At 60.0% G+C, this 24,597-nt stretch carries 23 protein-coding genes and 3 pseudogenes; 11 read left to right on the top strand and 15 right to left on the bottom strand.

What is annotated here, in order from left to right; all coding sequences use genetic code 11:
• Positions 1 to 149: 149 nt before the first annotated feature.
• The gene (locus NE852_RS08005; protein ID WP_205621915.1) at positions 150 to 1,580 is read left to right on the top strand and encodes a GGDEF domain-containing protein; all 1,431 of its coding nucleotides are present in this window, start codon (positions 150 to 152) and stop codon (positions 1,578 to 1,580) included.
• Between the two features lie 142 nt (positions 1,581 to 1,722).
• Entirely contained in the window at positions 1,723 to 2,967 is a 1,245-nt protein-coding gene (locus NE852_RS08000; RefSeq protein WP_008521932.1) for a cytochrome P450, read from the top strand.
• 84 nt (positions 2,968 to 3,051) lie between these two features.
• On the opposite strand, the gene pstB is transcribed toward NE852_RS08000, so the two are convergent.
• The 9 genes and pseudogenes from pstB to NE852_RS07960 all read right to left on the bottom strand — a co-directional run.
• Positions 3,052 to 3,861, bottom strand: coding sequence for a phosphate ABC transporter ATP-binding protein PstB (gene pstB / locus NE852_RS07995; protein ID WP_374992002.1), 810 nt, complete (start codon positions 3,859 to 3,861; stop codon positions 3,052 to 3,054).
• Positions 3,861 to 4,718: a phosphate ABC transporter permease PstA gene (gene pstA / locus NE852_RS07990; RefSeq protein WP_008521934.1), complete on the bottom strand. Its 858-nt coding sequence runs from the start codon at positions 4,716 to 4,718 to the stop codon at positions 3,861 to 3,863. Before pstA ends, pstB begins: the two co-directional genes overlap by 1 nt.
• Before the next feature lie 2 nt (positions 4,719 to 4,720).
• Positions 4,721 to 5,698: a phosphate ABC transporter permease subunit PstC gene (gene pstC, locus NE852_RS07985; RefSeq protein WP_008521935.1), complete on the bottom strand. Its 978-nt coding sequence runs from the start codon at positions 5,696 to 5,698 to the stop codon at positions 4,721 to 4,723.
• Between the two features lie 101 nt (positions 5,699 to 5,799).
• The gene (gene pstS, locus NE852_RS07980; protein ID WP_258156382.1) at positions 5,800 to 6,822 is read right to left on the bottom strand and encodes a phosphate ABC transporter substrate-binding protein PstS; all 1,023 of its coding nucleotides are present in this window, start codon (positions 6,820 to 6,822) and stop codon (positions 5,800 to 5,802) included.
• A gap of 359 nt (positions 6,823 to 7,181) precedes the next feature.
• A complete protein-coding gene (locus NE852_RS07975) occupies positions 7,182 to 9,308 on the bottom strand; it encodes a bifunctional diguanylate cyclase/phosphodiesterase (protein ID WP_008521937.1) in 2,127 nt (708 codons plus the stop codon).
• Between the two features lie 231 nt (positions 9,309 to 9,539).
• On the bottom strand, positions 9,540 to 9,893 hold the full coding sequence (locus NE852_RS07970) for a cupin domain-containing protein (RefSeq protein WP_008521938.1): 354 nt from the start codon (positions 9,891 to 9,893) through the stop codon (positions 9,540 to 9,542).
• Positions 9,894 to 10,562: 669 nt separating this feature from the next.
• Complete coding sequence (locus NE852_RS32715) at positions 10,563 to 10,754, bottom strand: ATP-binding protein (protein ID WP_008521939.1); 192 nt, start codon at positions 10,752 to 10,754, stop codon at positions 10,563 to 10,565.
• 82 nt (positions 10,755 to 10,836) lie between these two features.
• Positions 10,837 to 11,030 (bottom strand): annotated as a pseudogene (locus NE852_RS07965) (hypothetical protein).
• Positions 11,031 to 11,401: 371 nt separating this feature from the next.
• Positions 11,402 to 11,497: pseudogene (locus NE852_RS07960) on the bottom strand (BA14K family protein); the annotation flags it as partial.
• A gap of 591 nt (positions 11,498 to 12,088) precedes the next feature.
• Between NE852_RS07960 and NE852_RS07955 the strand changes: the two are divergent.
• A complete protein-coding gene (locus NE852_RS07955; protein WP_008536701.1) occupies positions 12,089 to 13,207 on the top strand; it encodes an IS110 family transposase in 1,119 nt (372 codons plus the stop codon).
• Between the two features lie 610 nt (positions 13,208 to 13,817).
• On the opposite strand, the gene NE852_RS07950 is transcribed toward NE852_RS07955, so the two are convergent.
• The 3 genes from NE852_RS07950 to NE852_RS07940 all read right to left on the bottom strand — a co-directional run bounded on the left by NE852_RS07950 (position 13,818) and on the right by NE852_RS07940 (position 16,551).
• A complete protein-coding gene (locus tag NE852_RS07950) occupies positions 13,818 to 14,213 on the bottom strand; it encodes a hypothetical protein (protein WP_008521942.1) in 396 nt (131 codons plus the stop codon).
• A 510-nt stretch (positions 14,214 to 14,723) separates the two neighbouring features.
• The gene (locus NE852_RS07945) at positions 14,724 to 16,007 is read right to left on the bottom strand and encodes an O-acetylhomoserine aminocarboxypropyltransferase (RefSeq protein WP_008521943.1); all 1,284 of its coding nucleotides are present in this window, start codon (positions 16,005 to 16,007) and stop codon (positions 14,724 to 14,726) included.
• Positions 16,008 to 16,122: 115 nt separating this feature from the next.
• Positions 16,123 to 16,551 carry a CoA-binding protein gene (locus NE852_RS07940; protein ID WP_008521944.1) on the bottom strand — a complete coding sequence of 143 codons (429 nt, stop codon included), beginning with the start codon at positions 16,549 to 16,551 and terminating at the stop codon, positions 16,123 to 16,125.
• Positions 16,552 to 16,670: 119 nt separating this feature from the next.
• Here NE852_RS07940 and NE852_RS07935 point away from each other — a divergent pair, with 119 nt between their 5' ends.
• Positions 16,671 to 16,994, top strand: a complete 324-nt coding sequence (locus tag NE852_RS07935) for a hypothetical protein (protein ID WP_008521945.1) — start codon at positions 16,671 to 16,673, stop codon at positions 16,992 to 16,994.
• Between the two features lie 476 nt (positions 16,995 to 17,470).
• Entirely contained in the window at positions 17,471 to 18,307 is an 837-nt protein-coding gene (locus NE852_RS07930) for an EamA family transporter (RefSeq protein ID WP_008521946.1), read from the top strand.
• Here the strand turns inward: NE852_RS07930 and NE852_RS07925 are convergent, their stop codons facing one another.
• Complete coding sequence (locus NE852_RS07925) at positions 18,308 to 19,141, bottom strand: enoyl-CoA hydratase (protein ID WP_008521947.1); 834 nt, start codon at positions 19,139 to 19,141, stop codon at positions 18,308 to 18,310. It lies immediately after the preceding gene.
• A 97-nt stretch (positions 19,142 to 19,238) separates the two neighbouring features.
• Positions 19,239 to 19,469, bottom strand: a complete 231-nt coding sequence (locus NE852_RS07920; RefSeq protein WP_008521948.1) for a DUF1127 domain-containing protein — start codon at positions 19,467 to 19,469, stop codon at positions 19,239 to 19,241.
• Positions 19,470 to 19,542: 73 nt separating this feature from the next.
• Here NE852_RS07920 and NE852_RS07915 point away from each other — a divergent pair, with 73 nt between their 5' ends.
• The 3 genes from NE852_RS07915 (at position 19,543) to rpsI (ending at position 21,683) form a co-directional block, all read left to right on the top strand.
• Positions 19,543 to 20,442 carry a LysR family transcriptional regulator gene (locus NE852_RS07915; protein ID WP_258156381.1) on the top strand — a complete coding sequence of 300 codons (900 nt, stop codon included), beginning with the start codon at positions 19,543 to 19,545 and terminating at the stop codon, positions 20,440 to 20,442.
• A gap of 307 nt (positions 20,443 to 20,749) precedes the next feature.
• Positions 20,750 to 21,214 (top strand): 50S ribosomal protein L13, encoded by a 465-nt coding sequence (gene rplM, locus NE852_RS07910; RefSeq protein ID WP_008521951.1) that lies wholly within the window; start codon positions 20,750 to 20,752, stop codon positions 21,212 to 21,214.
• Between the two features lies 1 nt (position 21,215).
• The gene (gene rpsI, locus NE852_RS07905; protein WP_008521952.1) at positions 21,216 to 21,683 is read left to right on the top strand and encodes a 30S ribosomal protein S9; all 468 of its coding nucleotides are present in this window, start codon (positions 21,216 to 21,218) and stop codon (positions 21,681 to 21,683) included.
• Positions 21,684 to 21,737: 54 nt separating this feature from the next.
• On the opposite strand, the gene NE852_RS07900 is transcribed toward rpsI, so the two are convergent.
• The gene (locus NE852_RS07900; RefSeq protein ID WP_008521954.1) at positions 21,738 to 22,115 is read right to left on the bottom strand and encodes a VOC family protein; all 378 of its coding nucleotides are present in this window, start codon (positions 22,113 to 22,115) and stop codon (positions 21,738 to 21,740) included.
• Positions 22,116 to 22,249: 134 nt separating this feature from the next.
• On the opposite strand from NE852_RS07900, the pseudogene NE852_RS07895 reads away from it, so the two are divergent.
• The 3 genes and pseudogenes from NE852_RS07895 (at position 22,250) to argC (ending at position 24,563) form a co-directional block, all read left to right on the top strand.
• Positions 22,250 to 22,617, top strand: a pseudogene (locus NE852_RS07895) (antibiotic biosynthesis monooxygenase family protein).
• A complete protein-coding gene (gene speB, locus NE852_RS07890) occupies positions 22,607 to 23,569 on the top strand; it encodes an agmatinase (RefSeq protein WP_258156380.1) in 963 nt (320 codons plus the stop codon). The pseudogene NE852_RS07895 and the gene speB overlap by 11 nt, the downstream one beginning before the upstream one ends.
• Before the next feature lie 61 nt (positions 23,570 to 23,630).
• Positions 23,631 to 24,563, top strand: coding sequence for an N-acetyl-gamma-glutamyl-phosphate reductase (gene argC, locus NE852_RS07885; protein WP_008521972.1), 933 nt, complete (start codon positions 23,631 to 23,633; stop codon positions 24,561 to 24,563).
• Positions 24,564 to 24,597 lie beyond the last annotated feature (34 nt).

Here is a 24,597-nt window from a genome sequence, read left to right as displayed (position 1 = left end):
TGCCCTCCTCTTCAAGACACGCATGAGGATAACGTTAAGAAGGCGGGGCAAGACGGCTCTACTTGCGGCTCGTGGTAGCCTCTTTCCTCAAAACGCCTGTTAACGGCGAGCCCTTCGCAAGGTCTCCCCCGGCTTTTCTCCATGACAGGATGAAGAAAGCCTTACTCCATTCGACAGTGCTCACACACGTTTACCCAACGGAAAGCCTACCGGCAGATATCGGCACAAAACCATACCGCAGTGCAGCGGCATTAAGAAAGTGGCGAGCTTCCTCGGCAAGGATGCGAGCCAACAGAAACGGGCCGACAGACAAGGGGTTTGCTGCCGTGTTCAATATCGCTACGGGTCTCGCCATCTGGTGTTCGGAGGCCATGACGCTGGCTTTGGTGCTCTTCGTCGCCTGGCGTCACAACGTCAGGAACGAGGCCTATCTCTATTGGGGCTTCGGTTTTCTGCTGACCGGCATCGGCTTTGCGATGATCGCGTTGCGTGGCCAAATCCCGAGCGTGCTTTCCATCGAGACCGGCAATGCCATTGCGCTGCTCGGCCAGAGCGCCTGGGTGGCGGGCTTCCTTGCGCTCGAGCGCAAGAGGATCGAATGGTGGGCGCTGCTGCCGCCGGTCATCTGGCTGGCCGGAGTTTTCCTGCCCTGGGTCAACGATGATTATTCGAACCGCGTCGTGCTCTACAATCTCGCTTCTGCGACAGGCGCCACGGCACTCGCCATGGCGGTTGCCGCCGGCGACATGCGCCGCGAGCGCACCCGCGTCAAACTGATGGGCGTCTTCGTCATTCAGGGCTGCCTGTGCTTCGGCTCTGCGCTGACGATGGCGCTGACGCTGCCGAGCGAAATCGACGCAACCAATCTCGCCGGCGCCTCCGCCATGGCAAGCGCCTTCCTGCTTACCATCGCCTTTGCCTTCACCTGTCGGCTGATCATGGAGCGTTCCGAACGCCACCTACGCGCGCTGACCTTGACCGATGCGCTGAGCGGCGTGCTCAACCGCCGCGGCTTGCTCGGCTATTTCGGCGCCATCCAGGAAAGAGCCCATAACGAGCAGCGCCAGGTCGCGGTCATGCTTTTCGATCTCGACCATTTCAAGCGCGTCAACGACCGCTTCGGCCACCAGTCCGGCGATGCCGTGCTGACCGCGTTTGCCCGCATGGCCCGCCAGTATATTCCGAACAACATCTTCGGCCGCATGGGCGGCGAGGAATTCGCAGCCTTCGCAGCCGTCGCCGACCAAACGGAAGCCGAAGCGATTGCCGAAGCGATCCGCACCGAATTCTGCCGTCTTCCCGTCAGCACCGGCGAGGCGATCGTTCCGGTCACGGTCAGCATCGGCATCGCGCTGGCCTCCTCGATCGAAGCCAATATCGACAAGCTGATCTCGGCCGCCGACCGGGCGCTCTATGCGGCAAAAGGTGCTGGCCGCAACTGCACTGTCACCTTCGGCGAAGCGGAGGCAGCAGCCCCGGCGCCAGCGACGCCGGACAACACCGCCGGCGAACTCGTGCCGACGGTCGACGACCAGGTCGAGGCGCTGCGGCGCATGGGCCAGCTCTCGAGGGCCGGCTAACACGCCGATCCGAAAATCGGAATCGATTCTCAGGGTTAGAGGGAAAATTTAAAGTGATGGAGCGCTCGCCCGATGCTGAGCGTTCCACCGTTCCCTCCTCCGCATCTTTCCGAGGCCCGGCAAATCCGCTAAGCCTCGGGACATGACGATACCGCCCTTCCTCAAGATTGATCCCGTAACCCGCCATGTGTCGCTCGACGGCAGCGACCCGGCCTTCTACGGCAACCCGAACGCGGTCTATGCCGCGCTCCATGCCCATTGCCCCACCTTCTATTGGGAGCAGCAGAAGCAGTGGTTCGTGACCGGCTACGATCATGTAAACGGGCTGCTGCGCGACCGGCGCTTCGGCCGGCAGATCCTGCATATTGCCAGCCGCGAGGAACTTGGCCTTGCCGAACCCGAGCCGCATATCGCCGCCTTCGATCTTGCCGAGCGCTATTCGCTGCTCGAGTTGGAGCCGCCGGAACACACGAGGCTGCGCACCCTCGTCAACCGCGCCTTCGTCTCGCGCCATGTCGAGAAGATGAAGCCGGAAATCGAAGACCTTGCCAACAGGCTGATCAACGCCTTTGCCGACAAGGGCGAAGTCGAGCTTCTTTCGGCCTTTGCCGATATCATCCCGGTGACGATGATCGCACGCATGATCGGCATTCCAGAAGAAATGGGACCGCAGCTGCTGAAATGGTCGCATGCCTATGTGCGCATGTACATGTTCGGGCGCACCCGCGCGGACGAAGATGCGGCCGAGCAGGCGGCACGGGAATTTTCCGATTATGTGAAGACCGTCATTGCCGAGCGCCGGGCCGAACCGCGCGACGACCTGCTGACGCATATGATCCATACCGAGCACAAGGGCCAGTACCTGACGGAAGACGAGCTGGTTTCAACGACCATCGTGCTGCTCAATGCCGGCCATGAAGCGACAGTCCACCAGATCGGCAATTCGGTGCGCATCATTCTGGATAGCGGCTACGATCCGGCTGAGCTTTTCGGCGACGAAACCGCAACGGAACGCACCGTCGAGGAGTCCCTGCGTATCTGCGCGCCCGTCCACATCTTCCAGCGCTGGGCATTAGAACCTGCAGAGATCGACGGTGTGGAGTTCAAGCGTGGCGACAAGGTGAGCATGATCCTCGCCGCCGCCAATCTCGATCCGGCGAAATTCAGCGATCCCCTGACCTTCAAGCCCGACCGCAACGAAGCACCCAACCTCTCCTTCGGCGCCGGCATCCATTTCTGCATCGGCGCACCGCTGGCACGGCTGGAGCTCAACGTCGTGCTGCCGATCCTGTTCCAGCGCCTGCCGAGTCTCAAGCTTGCCAAGACGCCCATCGTCAAGGACGTCTATCACTTCCACGGCCTCGATCGCCTGGATCTCGTCTGGTAGGCCGCCACATCAGCACCTGCAAACGAAAACGGCCGGTGTGCTCACAGCGCACCGGCCGTTTCTTTTCGCGGAGGGAATGCCGTATCAGCCGTAACGGCCCGTAATGTAATCTTCCGTGCGTTTGACCTTCGGCGACTGGAAGATTTCCGTGGTCGGGCCGTATTCGATCAACTCGCCCAAATACATGAAGGCGGTGTTGTCGGAGATACGGCTTGCCTGCTGCATGTTGTGCGTGACGATCACGATGGTGAACTCGCCCTTCAGCCGCGAGACCAGCTCTTCGACCTTGGCGGTCGAGATCGGGTCGAGGGCCGAGGTCGGCTCGTCGAGAAGCAGAACCTCAGGACGTAGCGCCACGCCGCGAGCGATGCAGAGACGCTGCTGCTGACCGCCAGAGAGGCCGAGGCCGCTACCCTTCAGCTTGTCCTTGACCTCATCCCAGAGAGCCGCCTGGCGCAGCGCCTGCTCGACCCGGACGTCCATATCGGCCTTGCCCAAGCGCTCGTGGTGGCGAATGCCGTATGCGATGTTGTCATAGATCGACATCGGAAACGGCACGGGCTTCTGGAAAACCATGCCAACACGGGCGCGCAGTTCATTCATCGAAAAACTCGGATCAAGGATATTCTTGCCGTCGAGCTTGATCGAGCCAGTCGCGCGCATCTTCGGATAGAGCATGTAGATGCGGTTGAGGATGCGCAGCAGCGTAGACTTGCCGCAGCCCGACGGACCGATCAGGGCCGAGACCTGGCGCTCGGGGAAGCTCAGGCTCACATCTTTGATCGCGTGGGCGTCGCCATAGTAGAAATTGACTTTCTCGAGAGTGATCTTGTCTTTGGCCCTCGCCTTTTCGGACTTGCTGACGGCATCGAAAGTATCTGAGGACTGAAGCATCATTTCCCGCCTTTTCGGTTCAGGACAGAGCGCGAAACGACGCTCAGAATCAAAACGACAGCGGTCATCACGAAGGCACCGGCCCAGGCGAGATTCTGCCATTGCTCATAGGGGCTCATAGCGAACTGGAAGATGACGACCGGAATGTTCGCTATCGGCTGCGACATATCCAGGCTCCAATACTGGTTGTTCAGAGCCGTGAAGAGGAGCGGCGCGGTTTCGCCCGAGATACGGGCAATGGCGAGCAGGATGCCGGTCAGAATACCCGTGGAAGCGGCGCGGTAGAGAATGTTGACCGTGACCTTCCAGCGCGGGATGCCGAGCGAAAGTGCCGCCTCGCGCATCACATCCGGAACCAGCCGCAACATCTCGTCGGTCGTGCGCACCACGACCGGCAGGAAGATGAAGGCAAGCGCAATGCCGCCTGCAAAGCCGGAGAAGCGCGCCGTCGGCCGGACGACCAGTTCATAGACGAACAGGCCGATGATGATCGACGGCGCCGAGAGCAGGATGTCGTTGACGAAGCGGATCGTCTCGCCAATCTTTTTGCCGCGGCTGAACTCCGACAGATAGGTGCCGGCGAGCACGCCGATCGGCGTGCCGATGACGACGGCGAGCGCGACCATCAGCAGGCTGCCCATGAAGGCGTTGGCGAGACCGCCACCGTCTTCGCCGGGCGGCGGCGTCATTTCGGTGACAAGACTGGGGCCTAGCGCCGACAGGCCGTGTATCAGCGTCGTCCAGAGGATCCAGACCAGAAAAACCAGGCCGAGCACGGTGGCGAGACCGCAGAGCGTCAGCGCAATCGCGCTGCCGATCTGGCGGCGGCGGTAGAGGGAGCCCGAATAGGTGGCCATGATTACTCTCCCCTCTGTTTTGCCATGCGCACCAGCATGAGCTTGGCGGCGGCCAGAACGATGAAGGTCACGACGAAAAGAATGAGGCCAAGCGCGGAGAGCGACGATCTGTAGAGATCGTCCGAGGCCTCGGCAAACTCGTTGGCGAGCGTCGCGGCGATCGAGGTGCCCGGCTCCATCAGCGACACGGCGATATTATGGGTGTTGCCGAGGACGAAGGTCACCGCCATGGTCTCTCCAAGCGCGCGGCCGAGCCCGAGGAAGATGCCGCCGACGACAGCGGTGCGCGTGTGCGGGATGACGATGTCACGCACCACTTCCCACTTGGTCGAACCCAGCGCATAGGCCGATTCCTTCAGTTGCGCAGGAACGACCAGAAAGACGTCGCGCATGACCGAGGAGATGAAGGGGATGATCATGATCGCCAGCACGATGCCCGACGTCAGCATGCCGATGCCCAGCGGAGCGCCCGAGAACAGCGCGCCGATCACCGGGATCGGGCCAAGCCAGTCGATCAGCACCGGCTGAACGTAATCCGACATGAAGGGGGCGAAGGTGAAAAGACCCCACATGCCGTAAATGATCGAAGGGATGCCGGCGAGAAGCTCGACGGCGCCGCCGATCGGGCCGCGGATGGAGCGCGGCGCGACTTCGGTGATGAAAACCGCAATACCGAGACTGACGGGAACGCCGATGATCATGGCAAGCGCCGAGGTGACCAGCGTGCCGTAGATCGGCACGAGACCCGCGAACTGCTGGGCAACCGGATCCCATTCCGTGCCGGTCAGAAAGCCAAACCCGAAGGTCCGGAACGCCTGAAGCCCGCCCAGGGTCATGGAGGTTGCGGCGGCAAGCAATGCTGCGAGAACAAACAGGCCGCAGCCCAAAACTATCCAATAGAAAATACGATCGCCGGTCGCGCCATCGCGACGCTTCACGCCCGCTCCGGAGGCAGGCAGCGATGCCAATGCTTCGCTCATATTATACGCTCGACTGCTTTGAGGGGGTATCAAAGTCAAATGTCAAAGGCATTCGGAGCGGAAAGCCTGGCTTCCCGCTCCGAACGCGTGTCCTGCAGGGATCAGCCCTTGAAGGAAGCCGTCCAGTAGTCCTCGATCTGCTTCACCAGGGTCTCCGGAAGCGGAACGTAATCGAGGGAGGAAGCTTCCTTCTGGCCGTTTTCGAGGGCCCACTTGAAGAAGGCGAAGGCAGCCTTGGAGCGTGCCGCGTCCTTCGGGTCCTTATACATGATCGCCCAGGTCGTGGCGGTCACCGGCCAGGCCTTTTCGCCCGGAGCGTTGGTCATGATCAGGTAGAAGTCCTGAGCCTTGGTCCATTCGGCGCTCGCAGCGGCAGCCGAGAAGCTTTCGGCGCTCGGCTTCGGGTACTGACCGGCCGCGTTCTGGATCAGAGCGTAAGGCAGTTTGTTCTGCAGGGCGTAGGCATATTCGACGTAGCCGATCGAATCCTTGACGCGGGTGACGTAAGCGGCAACGCCTTCGTTGCCCTTGCCGCCGATGCCGACCGGCCAGTTGACGGCGGTGCCCTCACCGACCTTGCTCTTCCAGTCCTCGTTGACCTTGGAGAAGTAGTTCGTCCAGTTGAAGGAGGTGCCCGAACCGTCCGAACGGTGAACGACGGCGATCTGGCTGTCGGGCAGCTTCAAGCCCGGGTTCAGATCGGCGATGGCCTTGTCGTTCCACTTGGTGACATTGCCGAGGTAGATGTCGGCGAGAACCTTACCGGTGAACTTCAGCTCGCCCGACTTGATGCCCTTGACGTTGATGACGGGCACGATGCCGCCGACAACGAGCGGGAACTGGCCGAAGCCGCCGTCGGACAGCTCCTTCGGCTCGAGCGGCTTGTCGGACGCGCCGAAGTCAACCGTTGCAGCCTTGATCTGAGCGATACCGCCGCCCGAGCCGATCGACTGATAGTTCAGCTTGTCGCCGGTCTGCTTGTTGTAGTCCGCAGACCACTTGGAGAGGACCGGATAGACGAAGGTGGAGCCGGCGCCGGTGATGTCGGCGGCGGACGCCGAAACTGCCAGCGCGGCAACCAGACCCGCGCCGAGGCAGGCCGAAAGGAGTGTCTTGGTGAGCATATGAAGCGCTTCCCTAATGGAATTGAAGGACAACGAGACCAGCACCATGGAGGGGGTGTCCATTGTCGGGGGCGCTGAAATTCCCGTCACACGAGGCGGGCTAGGCGCGTTTTATTGCAGTTTGATGACGGATTTTGACCGTTGAAACCGACTGAGAGGCCGTGCATCGAAGGCTGCGCCCGCAGTCTTTCCGCCGAATCCGGGATTTAACAAAGCCTTAGCAAAAACATTGGGATAGATTGACGCATCGCTGTGGTGGATTGCCGCAGCCATGGCCGAAAATGTCGCTCTCAGACGTCAGAATTAAATCCCGAGCCGACCTCCTCCGTCAAGGCAGCGACGGCGGAATCCAATGGGCACTAAGCGGCGGTCTCTTCCCGCAGCTTGGTGGATATGTCGCGCGCCGACATAGGCTTGCCCATCAGATAGCCTTGAAGCTGATCGCACCCGGCGTCTCGCAGGATCGCAGCCTGGCGGCTGTTCTCGATCCCTTCGGCGGTGACCGGAATCTGCAGAGCGGTCGCAAGCGAGATGGTTGCCCGAAGAACATCCGCGCCATTTGTAGCCTCGTCGAGAGCGGACACGAGCGATCGGTCGATCTTCATGCGATCAAAGCCGAACTGCCGCAATGCGCCGATGCTTGCGTAGCCGCAGCCAAAGTCATCGAGCGCGAACTTGATGCCGACGCGCTTGAGCTGGTCGATCGAGCGCCGGGCCTGATCCGGATTGGTGATCAGAACGCCTTCGGTGATCTCCAACGTCAGTCGATGCGGATCGAAATCGAGTTCCCGCAGGAGCGAGATCACCTCGGCGGCAAATTCCGGATTGCAGAGCTGGATCGGCGAGACATTCACCGACAACGCCAGGTCGGGCCAGTTCCTGGCATGTTCGATCGATGTTTTCAGCATGTGAGCGCCGAGCGCATCGATGAGGCCGCATCTCTCGGCGAGAGGGATGAAAATCTCCGGGCTGATATTGCCTGTCGCCGTTCTCCAGCGCGCCAGCGCTTCAAGACCCGTGACAGCACCGGTCGAGGCGGAGACGAGAGGTTGGAAAACGGCTTCGATCGCGCCATCATTGATGGCGCTCTTCAACTGCCCTTCCAGCTCGGCGATACGTTGGCGCTCACGGTCCAGCTCGAAATCGTACTCGACCGCCTGGCCACGGCCATTTGCCTTGGCGCGATAAAGAGCCATATCCGCTCTACGCAGGAGCTCCAGCGGCGACACGTCGGTTGTGCGTGCAGCGGTGCCGATGCTTGCTCCAACCTCGATCGTTCGTCCGTCGATTTTGAAGGGTTCGGCAAAGAGCGCCAGAATGGCTCTTTCCATCTCCTCGCCCGAGGCGGACCCGACCTGCACGAGCGCGAACTCGTCGCCTCCGAGCCGGGCCGCATCAACGACTTCGGGATGACAAGACATCAGGGCGGCCGAGACCATCCGGATCAAATCGTCCCCAACCGCATGCCCCCAGGCATCGTTGACGGCTTTGAAGCCATCGAGGTCGACCAGATGGAGGCGGCGTGGAGAACCCGAGTCTTCCAGCTCTTCCAGCAGGTTGAGAAGCCCATGTCTGTTCAACAGTCCGCTCAGGCTATCATGGGTGGCCTCGAAAAGCGCCGTTTGCGCCAATTGGTGCAGGCGTCGAGCCTCGGATGCGCCCACCAGCAGAACACCGGACAAGAACAGCATGAGGATGATGGTAGCGGCTGCAATATAAGGATAGACCTGATGGAATACGGCGCTTCCCGGCGCTTTGCTGGGCCAGACGAGATGGCCGATAACCTGACCCCACATGTCCTTGATCGGCGTGTCCAGCAGGCCCTGTTCGGGCGCGGCCGCAAGGCGCAACCCTTCAAGCTCGTGTTCGTTCGAAAGCGTGTCGAGAACTTCCGATGTGAATTCCTTGTAAAGGGTCAGGACGCTGAGCTTCGGCAGCTCGCCATCTATCGTGAACGGCTGGATTGCCTGTGACGCGATCACCGCGAGACCGTTTTCGGTCCTGATGAAATTGATGATCGGTGCCTGTCCCGGATCGGCGGCCGCGTTGATCTGCCGATAGAAGGCTTCACCGAAAAACGCGCCCGGCTGGAAAGGCTTGCCTTTTGCATAAGCGGAAATGATCGAAGACCCGTCAGGCCCAATCACGATCGCCCCGTCGTATAGCGGATAGTCCTCGCTGGTTTTCCCCCAGTTTTCATAGGCCCAATCGGCTGCAGTCGGAGATGAGGTCGCGCTATAGGCGTCGTCCCATACGGCGTTATCCCTTGTCGTCGCGCTAAGGCGACTGACAAAGGCCGCAATCGCCGCACGGGCGGCGCGATTGGCCCTGGCGTCGTCGATCTCGTTTGCCGACCGAGTCATCGTGATGACCACGTGGCTCATGAGGCCGGTCAGTAAGAGGGCGACGACAAGAAAGCAGACGGTTGTCGCAATGATGGAAAACGTCTGGGCTCGAACGTGCCTACCTGCAAGTTTCGACGACATGCAAATTCCGAGAAGATCGATTGCAAGGTCATGTCTATGGGGACGGCAGGAGACATCATGTCCGCAATGCGCTGCGGATAAGGTCTAGCATTTGACGATGTAGGCGGCGTTAATGCGAAAGATCAAAAGCGTTTTATCTGGCAAAGAGACGCGGCAATTCGCAGAAGAAACGGCTGCAGTCGCCGCAAAGCGGGACAGGCCCCGTGTCGTCGCCGGTTTGCGGGGCGCTGCTCAGACCTTGATCACATAGTCCTTGCGAGTCGTTTCAACGACTTCCCACGTTCCCTTGAAGCCGGGTCTCAAGATCATCCGGTCGCCCGCCTTCAGATGAACCGGTTCGCCGCCGTCCTCCGTCACGATCGAATAGCCGGAGAGCAGGCTGAAATATTCCCACTCGTCGTAGACGATCCGCCATTTTCCCGGCGTCGCCTCCCATATGCCGGAATAGAGGCCACCTTCGGCCTCCTCCAGGCTCCAGGTGCGGAACTGCGGATCGCCGGAAACGATCCGGCCAGGCTCCGGAGCGCCGAACTCCGGATCGAGGTCATCGATGCCGAAGGTGATGAAATTCGCGGTGGTTACCATGGGTTCCTCCGATCTCAGTGTTCTTCGAAGCGACGCTTGCGGGGGCCAAGGCCAAGGTTGAAATCGTTGGATTTTTCATGCGCGTTCGCAGTATACGTTCAACATCTTCGCAGCATACCATTGCTCGGCCCCAATGCTCTCGCAGCATACCTATGTTCAGTTTTGCAACCGCAAAAAAGCGTACATTGCGACCAAGAAAATCATGCGCCTGTCCGCTGGAGCGGGGCTGACCGCCCAACTTTCGCAGGGAACGAAAGCTGGTGCGGACCGAGGCCGCATTGCGCATCGCAATCTCGAAGAGGGGTGTTGTCAAGACGGAGCGTCGGGTGATCATGTCATTCTCCTGAGAAAGAACCTGCCGCTACGGGACCTAGCACACCTCCTTGGCCAGGTGATCAATTTGTCGCGGCACTGGCGGCAGTTATCCTGTCCGTTAAGGTCGTGGTGATCTTGCGCTTTGCGATCCCAGGGCCACTCTATCAGGAACAATCGCAAAGCCCGCGAGTTAATGCTTCAGTCGGGCGTAAGCGTAATCGGAGCGCGGCGCTCTCCCCATCCCTCGGGTATCCGAGGTTGCTTCCAGCTTTCGAGCTGTGACGCGGGGTTCGAATCCCTGCCCCGACAACCATATTCGATACAAGCGAACAAAGCCTGCGATTTCTCGTCGGGCTATCTCAGCCTGACGTCGACACGGCACCCCTTCTCCGAGGGATGCCTGATCACCTCGCCATGGAACTGCGCCGCCATCGGCTTGACGAGTTTCGATCCGATCCCATCGCCAAGGTCGGGCGGGCACCCTGCCCCGTTGTCTGCCACAGTGCGGAGGATGTCCGCTCCTTCAAAGGTCAGCGTGATCTCCACGCTCCCGCCATCGTCGTTCGGGAAGGCGTACTTGAAGGCGTTTGAAGTCCGCCTTCGGGATGGTGATCAAAGTTTATGCCACTCAGTGAGAGGTAATCGCACGACCGCTGGACGCGAGATGCTCTGTAATGGCGCGCCGGATTCGGTAACCGTGTCGAAGAGCCTGTTGTCCAGGTCGATGACATTAAAGCGGACAGCGATGAATTTGAGGCGGTTTTCGGCAGGGACCGCGATCCCGACTTCCTGACCGTTGAATACGACAGCTTGCCTTTGCATAGCAGACCTCGGGCGCGCCACACAGGAGCACCATCTTAGAAAAGTGGAACAAAGGGGTACGACGCGTCAGATTGCCGCCGTAGGTCGGTATCGGATCGAGACGAGATCACGCACTCGCTGCGCCATGGCGAAGAAACGAAGTCGGACAAACAAAGTCATCATCCTCCCTCAAGCGAGGTCAAACGACCGCTGAGTATCGTCGGCGTGGGACGGTTATTCGGAACTCTTCTGCAAAAAATCTAGTCGAGAAACATCGAGCAAGCAACTGATTTTTGTGAGTATTTAGCGTTTTCAATCGTATGATAATTACCGCAGGTGCGAAGCAACAAATGATGTACGTTCGTCCGGCCCCATTGTCGAATGCCGCCGGCGGGGCCGAAGCATTGGCGAGGGCCGTAATTGGGGTGGAAGGTATTGTTGAACGCCACGTAAGAACGGTAGTGCGCATAGCACCAACGCTCGTGAGGCTAATTCCTGAATACTAGGGTCGATGTTCCGCTCCCACGCAGCCCTTCCAGACAGTAGCGATAGCCCTGACGGCTTCAGAAGTACCTGATTACGGTATATCCAGCGATATATCCGAGAGGGAACATTGTCGCCACAATGTGGCTAGATCGATAGTTCGACGTCATGGCAATGACGCTGGTTACTAGCCCGGCTGCAATTCCAACCGCGAGGACAGCTGGAAGGGCATTCGCCGCAAACGCGCCGGGGCCATCCCCTGATCCTCTGGAATACAAATAGACAACAACCATTGCGACAGTTGCCGTCATAAGCGTCCACCCTTGTCGCCAGAACGCGAGCGCGACAAAACCGACGATGTACGGCAAAACAAAAAGGATAAAGAACAACATCAGCATACCAAGGCGAAACCTTTAACAGCTACTAAACGGTAGTGGGCAAGAGAGGCGGACAACTTTCGACGCCGCAAATGTCGGCACAGCAGAAATAGACCGTATGTTCGTGGGGTGAAGGTGGCCCGCCCCCGCGCTAAGCTGAATTCGGGGATTGCTCTGGATAGGCCGGAGCCGAGCCCCACGCTTAAGCGAGGGCGAACCATGGAAGAGAATAGCGTAACTTTCATCGGCTTGGATACGTCGAAGCTGAAGATTTCAGTGGCGGTTGCGGATGGAGAGCGCAACGGCGAGGTGCGGTTTTTCGGCGACATCTCCTCGGAGCCGGCGTCGGTGGCATCGATGGTCAACAAGCTTTCCAAGCGTGGAGCCAAGCTTCATTTCTGCTATGAGGCAGGTCCGACCGGTTACGGTCTTTACCGGCAGATTGTCGAACTGGGGCATGACTGCGTGGTGGTGGCGCCGTCGCTGGTGCCCAAGCGAGTGGGCGACCGGGTGAAGACCAACCGCCGGGATGCCGTCAGCCTGGCGCGCCTGCACCGCGCGGGCGAGTTGACCGCGGTCTGGGTTCCGGATGAAGCTCATGAGGCGATCCGCGACCTGGTGCGGGCGCGCGAGGCTGCCAACGGCGCGTTGAAGCAGGCACGCCAGCAACTCCAGTCTTTTCTCCTGCGCCACGGCCGGATTTATACCGGTCGCACCCCATGGACGCGCGCCCATACAAGATGGCTGGCACGCCAGACCTTCGATCACCCCGCCCACCACATCCTGTTGGCGGAATATTGCCAAGCCATCGAAGATGCCGGCGTACGCCTGGACCGGCTGACCGAGTTGGTGGTGGAGACTGCAGCATCCTGGTCGATGGCCCCGGTTGTGGCCGCCTACCAATCGATGCGCGGCGTTGCATTCATGACGGCGGTTACCTTTGTCGTCGAAATCGGCGATGTCAGGCGCTTTGACAATCCTCGTCAGCTGATGGCCTATCTCGGTCTCGTGCCATCGGAGAGCTCAACCGGCGCACGGATCAAGCGGGGCGGGATCACCAAGGCGGGCAACGCAAGGGTGCGTCGGGTCCTCATCGAAGGCGCCTGGACGTATCGCTTCCCCGCACGTGTAAGTCCGAAGATCCAGACCCGGCTAGAGGGATTACCGAGGACAGTTCGAGAGATTGCCTGGAAAGGCCAAGTGAGGCTTTGCGCGCGGTATCGCAAGCTGATGGCGGCAGGCAAGCCGAAGGTCATCACAGTCACTGCCATTGCTCGGGAAATGGCAGCATTCCTGTGGGCGATCGGGCAGGAGGTCGCACCCACGGCAAAAGGCTAGACCTCATCGGTCAGCTTGAAGAGCAACGCTTTAGTGGAAACATAAAGGTCATCTGCTGTTGGACAAAGATGGAGGCAGGGCTCCGGTGGGGAATCCTCGCGCCTACTATGTGGCGGACACCGTCCATGCCCGATCCTAGATCGAGGTAGCCCCAGACGAACAAACGGAAATGCGGTATCCAACCCGCGCATAAGAGTATGCCAGCCGTCGTCAAAACGCCCTGTCTCCTCCTTTGTTCAACAGCTTCACACTGGTCCCTCCGTCGTCAAAGTCGGAAAGGAAAATCATGACCAAAAAGCTTGCAAATGAACATAAGAGTAGGCTGGCGGAACGTCCGGCGACCCGACCATTGCCTTCTGCCTGCCACATCTCCTGAACCCTAAGCCGCGGTATCCGCGGAACCGGAACTGGAAAGCTCGTCCATCTCTGTAAGTATTGTGGGCAGAAGCGTCCGGTTGGAGGCCATGACCGACATTAGTCCGATCCGCCGAGGGTGTGGTCGCCTGACATGGCCGAATGCCGTGCAACTCGATTACGAATTTCGTTTCGTTGTACCTGCGCATACGCCGCCCGACAACTAAGTCCTCGGCCATAGCGCTCGTGGAACCATTTAAGAGGCACGCAGCTTCTTTTGTGTGTTCAGCGCCGATGCAAAGTGGAACGCAGACACCGGTACAGCAGCGAACGCAAACTGACGCAACGTCGAAAGGAAGCTCGACTGCAACTCAGGTTGCATGAAGCCGCCGAACATCGACATAAATGCTGCAAAAACCAAGCCCTGGAGGATAGCGTATTCAGCTATTCGGGCTACGGAGCGTTCCCGCAGATTCTCGGGGGGAAAGAAACCAGCCAGTCCCTTCATCGCCAGCAAAAAGAGCGGAAACAGCAAGCCCAGCTTGAAGAGACTGGTCGGCGAGGAGGTCTGATCAGTGAGATATAAGCCCAGCGGAACGGCAAACGCGGGCACGAGAAAGACAAGGTAGTCCTTGAGCACTTGGCTTTTCACTGGTCAGCTTCCGTACTTTATCAATCGAAGATTGTAGTCTCCAGCGCGTTGATGTCAACGAGATGTGTGCTCGAAACGGATTCTGGAAACTAGAGCAACATATGTTGCAGCTCTCATATGCCGCAAGTGCCACAAGGCGCCTGTAGAATACGGAAGTAGACGTCAGCCCTCACAAGCTCTAGACCGAGTTCTTGCGAGGTCTTCGTCGCGGCTCTGAAAATCCAGCGAGGGCCGCGGCTTCCTCGGCGTCCGTCACGTGACGACCCCTTCGCGGGTGATCCGTTTCTTAACAAAAGAGTGCGAAATTTTATGGGGCATGCCAGCTCCGAGGACCGTCACCGAATTGCTAACCATGTTTTCAGCCCGTTCGCGAAAGCCCTACTTTTTTGAATTTTTCCGCCCTTCCAAAACGAAATCAGCGCCCGACTCTGCTCGAATCGGACGCTGATCCTATGGTTGAATTAGGCAAACATAGTCTGCGAAATTGCAAACGTTTGCTGCGAAGGACACTCAGATCTTCGAGAGCGCCTGCTCCAGATCGGCGATGATGTCCTTGACGTCCTCGATGCCGACGGAAAGGCGCACAACGTCGGGTCCGGCGCCGGCCGCGATCCTTTGTTCGTCGTTGAGCTGCCGGTGGGTCGTCGAGGCGGGATGGATGACGAGCGAACGGGTGTCGCCGATGTTGGCAAGGTGGGAGAAGAGCTCCAGCCCCTCGACCAGCGCCTTGCCCGCTTCGTAGCCACCGTTCACGCCGAAGGTGAAGACGGAACCTGCGCCCTTAGGCGAGTAGCGCTGCTGCAGGGCGTGGTTCGGATCGTCTTCGAGACCGGCATAGTTCACCCAGGCGATCTTGCTGTGCGCCTTCAGCCATCTGGCGACAGCGATCGCATTGTCGCTGTGGCGTTGCATCCTGAGCGGCAGCGTCTCGATGCCGGTCAGGATCAGGAAAGCATTGAAGGGCGAGATCGCCGGTCCGAGGTCGCGCAGGCCGAGCACGCGGGCAGCGATCGCGAAGGCGAAATTGCCGAAGGTCGCGTGCAGCACCATGCCGTTATATTCCGGCCGCGGGCTCGACAGCATCGGGTAATTGCCCGACTTCGACCAGTCGAAGGTGCCGCCGTCGACAATGAGGCCGCCCATGGAATTGCCGTGGCCGCCGAGAAACTTCGTCAGCGAATGCACGACGATGTCTGCGCCATGCTCGATCGGGCGGATGAGATAGGGCGTTGCCATCGTATTGTCGACGATCAGCGGCAGGCCGTTGCGGTGCGCGACGTCGGCGATCGCGGCAATATCAACGAAAGTGCCGCCGGGATTGGCCAGGCTTTCGATGAAGATACCGCGTGTCTTGTCGTCGATCTGGCTTTCGAAGCTTGCCGGATCGGCGGAATCGGCCCAGCGCACCTGCCAGCCGAAATTCTCGAAGGCGTGGCCGAACTGGTTGATCGAGCCGCCGTAGAGCCTGCGGGCTGCAATGAAATTCTCGCCCGGACGCATGATGGTGTGGAAGACGATCATCTGCGCCGCGTGGCCGGAGGCCACCGCAAGGGCGGCCGTCCCGCCCTCGAGCGCTGCGACGCGCTCTTCGAGCACGGCCTGCGTTGGGTTCATGATGCGGGTGTAGATGTTGCCGAAGGCCTGCAGGCCAAAGAGGGCAGCGGCATGATCGGAATCGTTGAACACGAAAGCGGTCGTCTGGTAGATCGGCGTTACGCGCGCACCGGTCGCCGGGTCGGGCTGTGCGCCCGCATGAATCGCTAACGTGTTAAATCCCGGATCGTTCTTGGCCATGTCGTCCCCCAGTTGTTATTGACGGGCGGATCATAGCCGCTCCGCGATGAAAGTTAATCGCGATCCATTTCAACCCGTGGGCGTTCCGTGGAAAATCCATCCAGCCGATCGCAGTTCAGGCGACGAGACGAGGATACTCGATCGCGGGGCAGCGGTTCATCACCATCTTGATGCCGGCGGCTTCCGCCTTGGCCGCGGCAGTATCGTCGCGTACGCCGAGCTGGGACCAGATGACTTTCGGCAGCGGCGTCAGCGCCAACGCCTCCTCGACCACTCCATCCAGATATTCGGAGGCACGAAAGACGTCCACCATATCGATCGGCACGGGAATGTCGGCAAGCCGGGCATAGACGGTGCGGCCGTGGATCTGTTTGCCCGCCTGCCCCGGATTGACGGGAATGACCTCGTAGCCGCGCGACAGCAGATAACCCATGACGCCGTTGCTCGGTCGGGCCGGATTGGGCGAGGCGCCGGTCAGCGCGATGGTTTTTACCGAATGCAGGATTCCGGCGAGATAATCATCCGTGTAGGCGTCGTGATTCATATCCGTTTCTCCACTTCCGAAAGCCCCTTGGCGCGGCCTGCAGGTTTTTTAGATTTCCTTGAAACCGGCCGCACGCTTTTGCGGTATATATGAAGTGGATACCACACGAGGATAATTCGATGAAAAAAATCGCTCTTGCCCTCACGCTCGTGCTCGCCGCATCGCCGGCCATGGCAATCTCGCGCTACAATCCACTCACCATGAACTGTGCCAGTGTGCGTGCGGCCATCCACAATCAAGGCGCCGTCATCTTCCGCTACCAGTCTCCCCGAGGGCTGCCGCTCTACGACCGCTATGTCCGCAACAGCGATTATTGCGACGCGACCGATTATGCGGAATGGGCCCATATCCCCTCGAAAGACGATCCGCGGTGTCCGGTCCTGAACTGTCAGAGCATCGACAACCTTGACGGGATGTTTTTCGTTCCGCATCATCAGCTTTGATGATTTTCGCGGATCAGACAGACGCGGAAACTGCTCGCCTCTCGCGCCTCATAATAGCCTTGGCTCAATCGCGCGCTGCGATTTTTTCTGGATTATGCAATCATTGGCTTAAATTTCCAGCTATATCAAAGTTATAGAATAATATCTATATTTCAGCGGCATAGAATAGTCGCCAATGGGAACCCTCCGGGCTATTTCTGTTTTTGTTCATGGTAATTCCGCCTTATGTTCCCTCGTCCATTAGAAACATCTCATAGTTGAAAGCCTAACGCAGATTGAACGCATGTCGCGCGCACGTAAAAATTGCCCCCTTGGTGGTCATTGTTGGCCAATTGGAGGGATGTCATTCGACGTTCTGACCGCAAGGCGCGACGGCTGCCGTTGATTTTCGTGCAAATCGCAGTTGTCTTTTCAAGAATTTAGGTCGCCTATGACGAAGCGTATGCTCTTTTTCGTCTCCTTCCGGATTTTTTCCCTTGCCTGTTGACGTCATCCTACTCGTTCTCTTCGGCGCATTGCTGCATGCGACATGGAACGCCATCGTCAAGGCCGGCAGTGACAAATCGCTGGACGCGGCGCTGATCTCAGCCGGCGGCGCGGTTTCGGCGCTGCCTTTCCTCGCCTTCCTGCCGTTGCCGCAAACCGCCGCCTGGCCGTTTATCGGCGCTTCGGCCGTCCTGCAGTTCGCCTATTTCCAGCTGGTCGCCGCCGCTTACCGGACCGGCGATATCGGCCTCGTCTACCCCCTCATGCGCGGCTGCGCGCCGCTGCTGATTGCCGCGACGAGCGGGGTCATCCTGCATGAAAGTCTTTCCGCCGGCGCTCTTGCGGGCATTATGACAATCTCAGCCGGCGTGCTGACGCTCGCTCTGGAGGCGCGGGCCGGCAGCGGCCGTGCCGTCATTTTCTCGCTCGCCAATGCCTGCGTCATCGCCAGCTATACCTATGTCGACGGCATCGGCGCGCGCCTTTCCGGCAATGCGGTTTCCTACACGTTGTGGATGTCGCTGCTGCCGCCCGTCCTGCTGTTTGCCTGGGCGACATTCCGGCGTGGCGCTTTCGCCGTGACCAAGCATATCCGCCACAACTGGTGGCGTGGCCTGATCGGCGGCGCGGGTTCGATCGCATCTTATGGGCTCGCACTCTGGGCGATGACAAAAGCGCCCGTCGCCACCGTTGCCGCTTTGCGCGAAACCGCAATCCTCTTTGCACTGGTGATCTCAGTCACCGTATTCAAGGAAAAGGCGAGTATCTGGCGCTACGCCGCCGGTGTCGTCATCGCCATCGGCGGACTGGTCCTGAAATTGGCGTGATCACTCGCCCTTCCATTCCGCCTTCCGTTTGCCGAGGAAGGCGCCGATCCCTTCCTGCGCATCCTGCGTCAGCATGTTTTCGACCATGACCTTGGCGGTGTAATCATAGGCCGCCTCCGCCGGCAGTTCGAGCTGGCGGTAGAAGGCCTCCTTGCCGATCTTCAGGGTCAGAGGCGATTTGCTGGCGATCACGCCGGCATATTTGGAAACAACCTGCGCCAGATATTGCTTCGGCACGATGCGATTGACGAGACCGAAATCCTTGGCGGTCGAGGCGTCGATCGTTTCGCCGGTCAACAGCATCTCCATCGCCTGCTTGCGATAGGCGGCACGGGTAACGGCGACCATGGGCGTCGAGCAGAACAGGCCGATGTTGACGCCCGGCGTGCAGAATGTCGAGGTATCCGTGCAGATCGCCAGATCGCAGGAAGCCACGAGCTGGCAGCCCGCGGCCGTGGCAAGCCCGTCGATCTCGGCGATGACCGGTTTCGATAGGTGCGAGATCCTCAGCATCAGATCGGCGCAGAGCCGGAAGGTTCTTTCGAAGAAGCCGGCGCCTTGATCTTCATCGGCGCGATGGGCCGTGAGTTCCTTGAGATCATGCCCGGCCGAAAAGACGTTGCCGGTCGAGGCAATGACGACAACGCGCACATCCGGGTCCACTTCGGCCTTTTCAAGCGCGGCCATCAGCGTTTCGAGAAGGGCGATCGATAGCACGTTGGTCGGCGGATTGTTGAGCACGAGCCGCAAGACGCCGTCCTGCAGCGAGCGTACCAGCAAGCCACCCTCCTCCATCCTGTCTGCGTCCTTCCGGAAGGATACGATCTCCGCCATGATGCTGCTCCTGCGCTCGATTTCCAGACAGCCGTTGTGCCACAAGGCGCCGGCAATTTCGAGCAGGATCGCCCTATCCCGGAGCACGCGGCCGCGGTCAGGACCAGAACCAGGACTTCGATGCCTCGGCCCTCGCCTGCGCACCGGTCAATCCGATATCGCGAAGCTCGTCCTCCGTCAGCTCCGAAAGCCTTCGGCGGCTGTGACGCTTTTCGAGGCGATGCTCGATGGCTGCCAGCAGCCGCCGACCCCGAGACATGATCTCGCGCAGTTTCGATCGGCCGACAACAGGGAATGTTTCAGTAAGCTCGCTTGTTTCCAAAGCCATCTCTTCTTCCTTTCCTCAACGAAGAGAAGATGCGCTGGAAGAAGCCGTGAAAGAAGCTTATGGATATTATGATATGCATAAGGATTTCTTTTGTATGCCTCTCAACCTCGATCAGCTCGCAACCTTCGTCAACGTCGCCGATCTCGGAACCTTTACGGCTGCGGCCGACAAGGAAGGACTGACGCAACCGGCCGTCAGCCTGCAGGTCAAAGCGCTTGAGCAGCGGCTCGGCGTCCGGCTGATCGAGCGTGTCGGCCGGCGGGCGCAGCCCACCGCGGCGGGGCACGACCTGCTCGTGTATGCACGGCGTCTGCTTCGCGAATCGGCGGCCGCGGAAGAGGCGATGACGCCATACCGAGACGGCGCGAGCGGTCGCGTGCGCATCGGCACCGGCAGCACGGCGTCGATCCATCTGCTTCCCCGCGTCGTCGCCGCCGCCAGGAAAAGCATGCCGGGCCTCGAAATCACCGTCCACATCGGCAACGCTGACAACATTCTGCGCGATCTGGAGGCCAACAACCTCGATATCGCCGTCGTCGCCCTGCCGGCCGCCGGGCGGAATTTCGAGATCGAACCGTTCTATGAGGAGGAACTGCTGGCCGTTGCTCCGGCGGGCAGCTCGATGCCCGAAGACGGGCCGGACGCCGCCTTCATGCGCGAGAAGACGCTGCTGCTTTATGAAGGCGGCAACACGCGGCGCGCGATCGACGAATGGTTGGCCGCCCCGGACAGCAGGATCCGGCCTGCGATGGAGTTCGGCAGTATCGAAGCGATCAAGGAGCTGGTGGCCGTCGGCCTCGGCTGGTCGATTCTGCCAGGGCTGGCGCTGAAGCGCGATCGCGCTGGCCTCGTGACGACATCGTCGCTGAAGCCCAAGCTTACGCGCCGGCTCGCCATGGTTCTGCGCCGGGACAAACATCTGACGCGGGGTTTGCGCGAAATGATGACATGCCTGCGCGAATTCAAAAGCTAGGCTGCGCGTCGCGACCGGCCGGAACGCCGCGGCACGGACGACACTAAAACAGCCAAACGTCGCCGGCCGTGAGCTGCAAATGTGAGGTATTATAATACCTCAGTCATAACCATTTGTTTTTGCTTATGATTTTTTCAGGCCGCCGGAAATGGCGATATTGACCCGATGTCATATTCCCTCTATACACCGCGCCAGAACGCAGCCTTTCCGGGCTGCTTTCTTTTTGGCATGCCTAAAGCGTGCCAATCCAAGCAACAAGAAACGCCCTTCAAGCTCCGGCCAAGGGTCCTAAAAGAGAGTATTCACTATGGCAACCTTCTCCCAGAAGCCTGCAGAGGTGGAGAAGAAGTGGGTGATCATCGACGCCGAAGGGCTGGTCGTTGGCCGTCTCGCTTCCATCATCGCTATGCGCCTGCGCGGCAAGCACAAGGCAACCTTCACGCCCCACGTTGACGACGGCGACAACGTCATCGTCATCAATGCCGACAAGGTCGTTTTCACCGGCAAGAAGTATTCCGACAAGGTCTACTACTGGCACACCGGTTATGCCGGCGGCATCAAGGAGCGCACCGCGCGCCAGATCATCGAAGGCCGCTTCCCGGAGCGCGTCCTCGAAAAGGCCGTCGAACGCATGGTTCCGCGCGGCCCGCTCGGCCGCCGCCAGATGAAGAACCTGCGCGTCTACGCCGGCGCCAACCATCCTCATGAAGCCCAGCAGCCGGTCGCCCTCGACGTCGCCGCGCTCAACAAAAAGAACGTAAGGAGCGCCTGATATGGCTGACCTCTCCTCCCTGAAGGATCTCGGCACGTCTTCCGAAGCTGCTGCTCCGGCACACGTCCGCAAGGTCGATTCGCTCGGCCGCTCCTACGCGACCGGCAAGCGCAAGAACGCTGTCGCCCGCGTCTGGGTCAAGCCGGGCTCCGGCAAGATCATCGTCAACGGCAAGGAATTCGCGGAATATTTCGCGCGTCCGGTTCTGCAGATGATCCTGCGCCAGCCGATCGTCGCGGCTGCCCGTGACGGCCAGTTCGACATCGTCGCAACCGTTGCCGGCGGCGGTCTCTCCGGCCAGGCCGGTGCGGTTCGCCATGGCCTGTCCAAGGCGCTCACCTACTTCGAGCCGGGCCTGCGCTCGGTGCTGAAGAAGGGTGGCTTCCTGACCCGCGACAGCCGTGTCGTCGAACGTAAGAAGTACGGTAAGGCCAAGGCTCGCCGTTCGTTCCAGTTCTCGAAGCGCTAATCGCTTTCAGACATGCTTTCATGGAAAGGCCGGGTTTTCGCCCGGCCTTTTTGTTTATTCGGGCTTGTGGAAGAAAGCCTCAAGCCGATAACCGTCGGGATCGACGATGAAGGCGGCATAATAGAACTGGCCATAGTCCGGACGAATGCCCGGCGCGCCGTTGTCCTCGCCGCCATTGGCAAGTGCGGCGGCATAAAAGGCGTTGACGGCTTCCTCGCTCGTGGCGACGAAGCAGAAATGCAGCCCCGAACCTCGATCGGCCGGCACCGGACGCTCCACTTCACTCACCCAGAAGGCAGGCCTCTCGGCGCCGTAGCCAATCGTTCCGTCAAAATTCGACAGCCGCTCATAACCGAGCGGCACCAGTGCAGCATCATAGAACTGGCGCGATCTATCGAGGCTTTTTACCCCGATCGAAATGTGATCGAACATTGCCTGTGGCTCCCTTGTGATTTGCCTGTCGCAGCTTCTTGGAAGCGATTTGAGAAGTCAACGCACGACCGAAGCCAAAGCGGCATCCGCTTGCAATCGGCCCGCCGCTCCCCTAGAGATCAAGGAACCCGCTCATGTCGACTGCATGGCCCTCTCCCTTTGCCAACACGCCCGAACCACCCTATTACGTCGTGACCTTTTCTTCTGTTCGCACAGAAGGGGACATGGTTACGGTGCTATGGCGGATCGGATGGCGGAGCTGGCGCTGCAGCAGCCGGGCCGTCTCGGGGCCGAAAGCGCGCGGGATGCCGACGGCTTCGGTATCACCAATTCATACTGGGCCGACGAGGAAAGCCTGAAGGCGTGGAAACAGGTCGTCAGCCATCTCGCCGCCCAACGCCTCGGCCGTGAGCGTTGGTACAAGCAATATAAGGTTCGCATTGCGCGGGTAGAACGCGCCTATGAATCTACCGCAGAGGAAGGAGCTTCCCATGGCGAATAAATCGATCGATCATGCCTTTACGGCGACCAGTCTCACCTCCGCCGCCACCGACCCGACCTTTGCCGGCGCGCTGTCCTTCATGCGCCGCCGTTTCACCAAGGACCTTGCCGGTGTCGACGTTGCCGTCTGGGGCATTCCCTTCGATGCCGCGACATCGAACAGGCCCGGCACGCGCTTCGGGCCGCAGGCGATCCGGCGCGCCTCGGCCATCTTCGACAATGATGCGCAATATCCTTTTAATCGCGATCTTTTCGCCGAGATGGCAGTGATCGACTATGGCGATTGCCTTCTCGACTACGGCAACCATCAGGACACGCCGGCCGCCATCGAACGCCAAGCGAATGTCATCCTCGACAGCGGCGCCTTCCTGCTGACGCTTGGCGGCGACCATTACGTCACCTGGCCGCTGCTGAAAGCCCACGTGGCAAAACATGGGCCGCTGGCGCTCGTGCAATTCGACGCGCATCAGGACACCTGGTTCGACGAAGAACGCCGCATCGATCATGGTTCTTTCGTGGCGCGGGCCGCCCGCGAAGGCATCATCGATCCCGACCGCTCGATCCAGATCGGCATCCGCACGCATGCGCCGGAGGATTGCGGCCTCAGTATCCTTTACGGTCACCAGGTCGAGGAGATGAGCGCCAGCGACATCGCCTCGGCGATCATCTCGCATACACGCGGCGCGCCTGCCTATCTCACTTTCGATATCGATTGCCTCGATCCGGCCTTTGCGCCCGGCACCGGCACGCCGGTTGCCGGCGGACCGTCGAGCGCCAAGATCCTCTCGGTGCTGCAGCGCCTGCACCAGCTCGATATCCGCGGCGCCGATGTCGTCGAGGTGTCGCCGCCTTACGACCATGCCGATATCACCGCCATTGCGGGGGCAACGGTGGCAATGTATATGCTGGGGCTTCATGCGGAGCGACGCGCCATCGCCGTGTCACAAGGCTGACTTATCATCGCTCAAACTGAATCCGGAAACCTTCATAACCCATTGAAAGCGCAGGTCTAACATGGCACCGAAAATCTTCATCGACGGCGAACACGGCACAACGGGTCTGCAGATCCGTACGCGCATGGCCGGCCGTCGCGATGTCGAGCTTCTGTCCATTCCCGAGGCCGAGCGGCGCAACGCCGCCATGCGCGAGGACATGCTGAACAGCGCCGACATCGCCATTCTTTGCCTGCCCGACGACGCGTCGAAGGAAGCGGTCCAGATGGTTTCGGCCAATAACAACGTCCGCGTCATCGACACCTCGACCGCCTTTCGCGTCAATCCGGGTTGGGCCTACGGTTTTGCCGAGATGGACAGCGAACAGGCCGACCGGATCAAGGCCGCCCGTTTCGTCGCCAATCCCGGCTGCTACCCCACAGGCGCAATCGGTCTCATCCGGCCGCTGCGCGCTGCAGGCATTCTGCCGGACGGCTATCCCGTCACGGTCAACGCGGTCTCCGGTTACACCGGCGGCGGCAAGCAGATGATCGCGCAGATGGAAAACCCCGATCACCCGGATGCCATCACCGCACCGCATTTCCTTTACGGCCTGCCGCTGACCCACAAGCATGTGCCGGAGATGACCGTGCACGGCCTGCTCGACCGCGCGCCGATCTTCTCGCCGTCGGTCGGCAAGTTCGCACAGGGCATGATCGTTCAGGTGCCGCTGCATCTCGGCGACCTCGCCGAAGGCACGACCATGGAGAGCATCCATGCCGCGCTCGTCGCCCATTATGCCGGGCAGGACATCGTCCATGTCGTGCGGCTCGCCGAAAGCAAGGCCCTGCCCCGTGTCAACGCCGTCGAACTCGAAGGCAAGGACACGATGAAGCTCTTCGTCTTCGGCACATCGGGCGGCTCGCAGGTCAATCTGGTGGCGCTGCTCGACAATCTTGGCAAGGGCGCCTCCGGCGCTGCCGTCCAGAACATGGACCTGATGCTCGCCTCGTAAGGCTCGGCCAGCCCGGCTTTACCACCAGTCTTCA

The sequence above is a fragment of the Rhizobium sp. Pop5 genome, from assembly GCF_024721175.1.
Lineage (GTDB): Bacteria > Pseudomonadota > Alphaproteobacteria > Rhizobiales > Rhizobiaceae > Rhizobium.
Note: the sequence above shows the minus strand (reverse complement) of the source record. Positions and strands in the feature narration are given on the sequence as shown.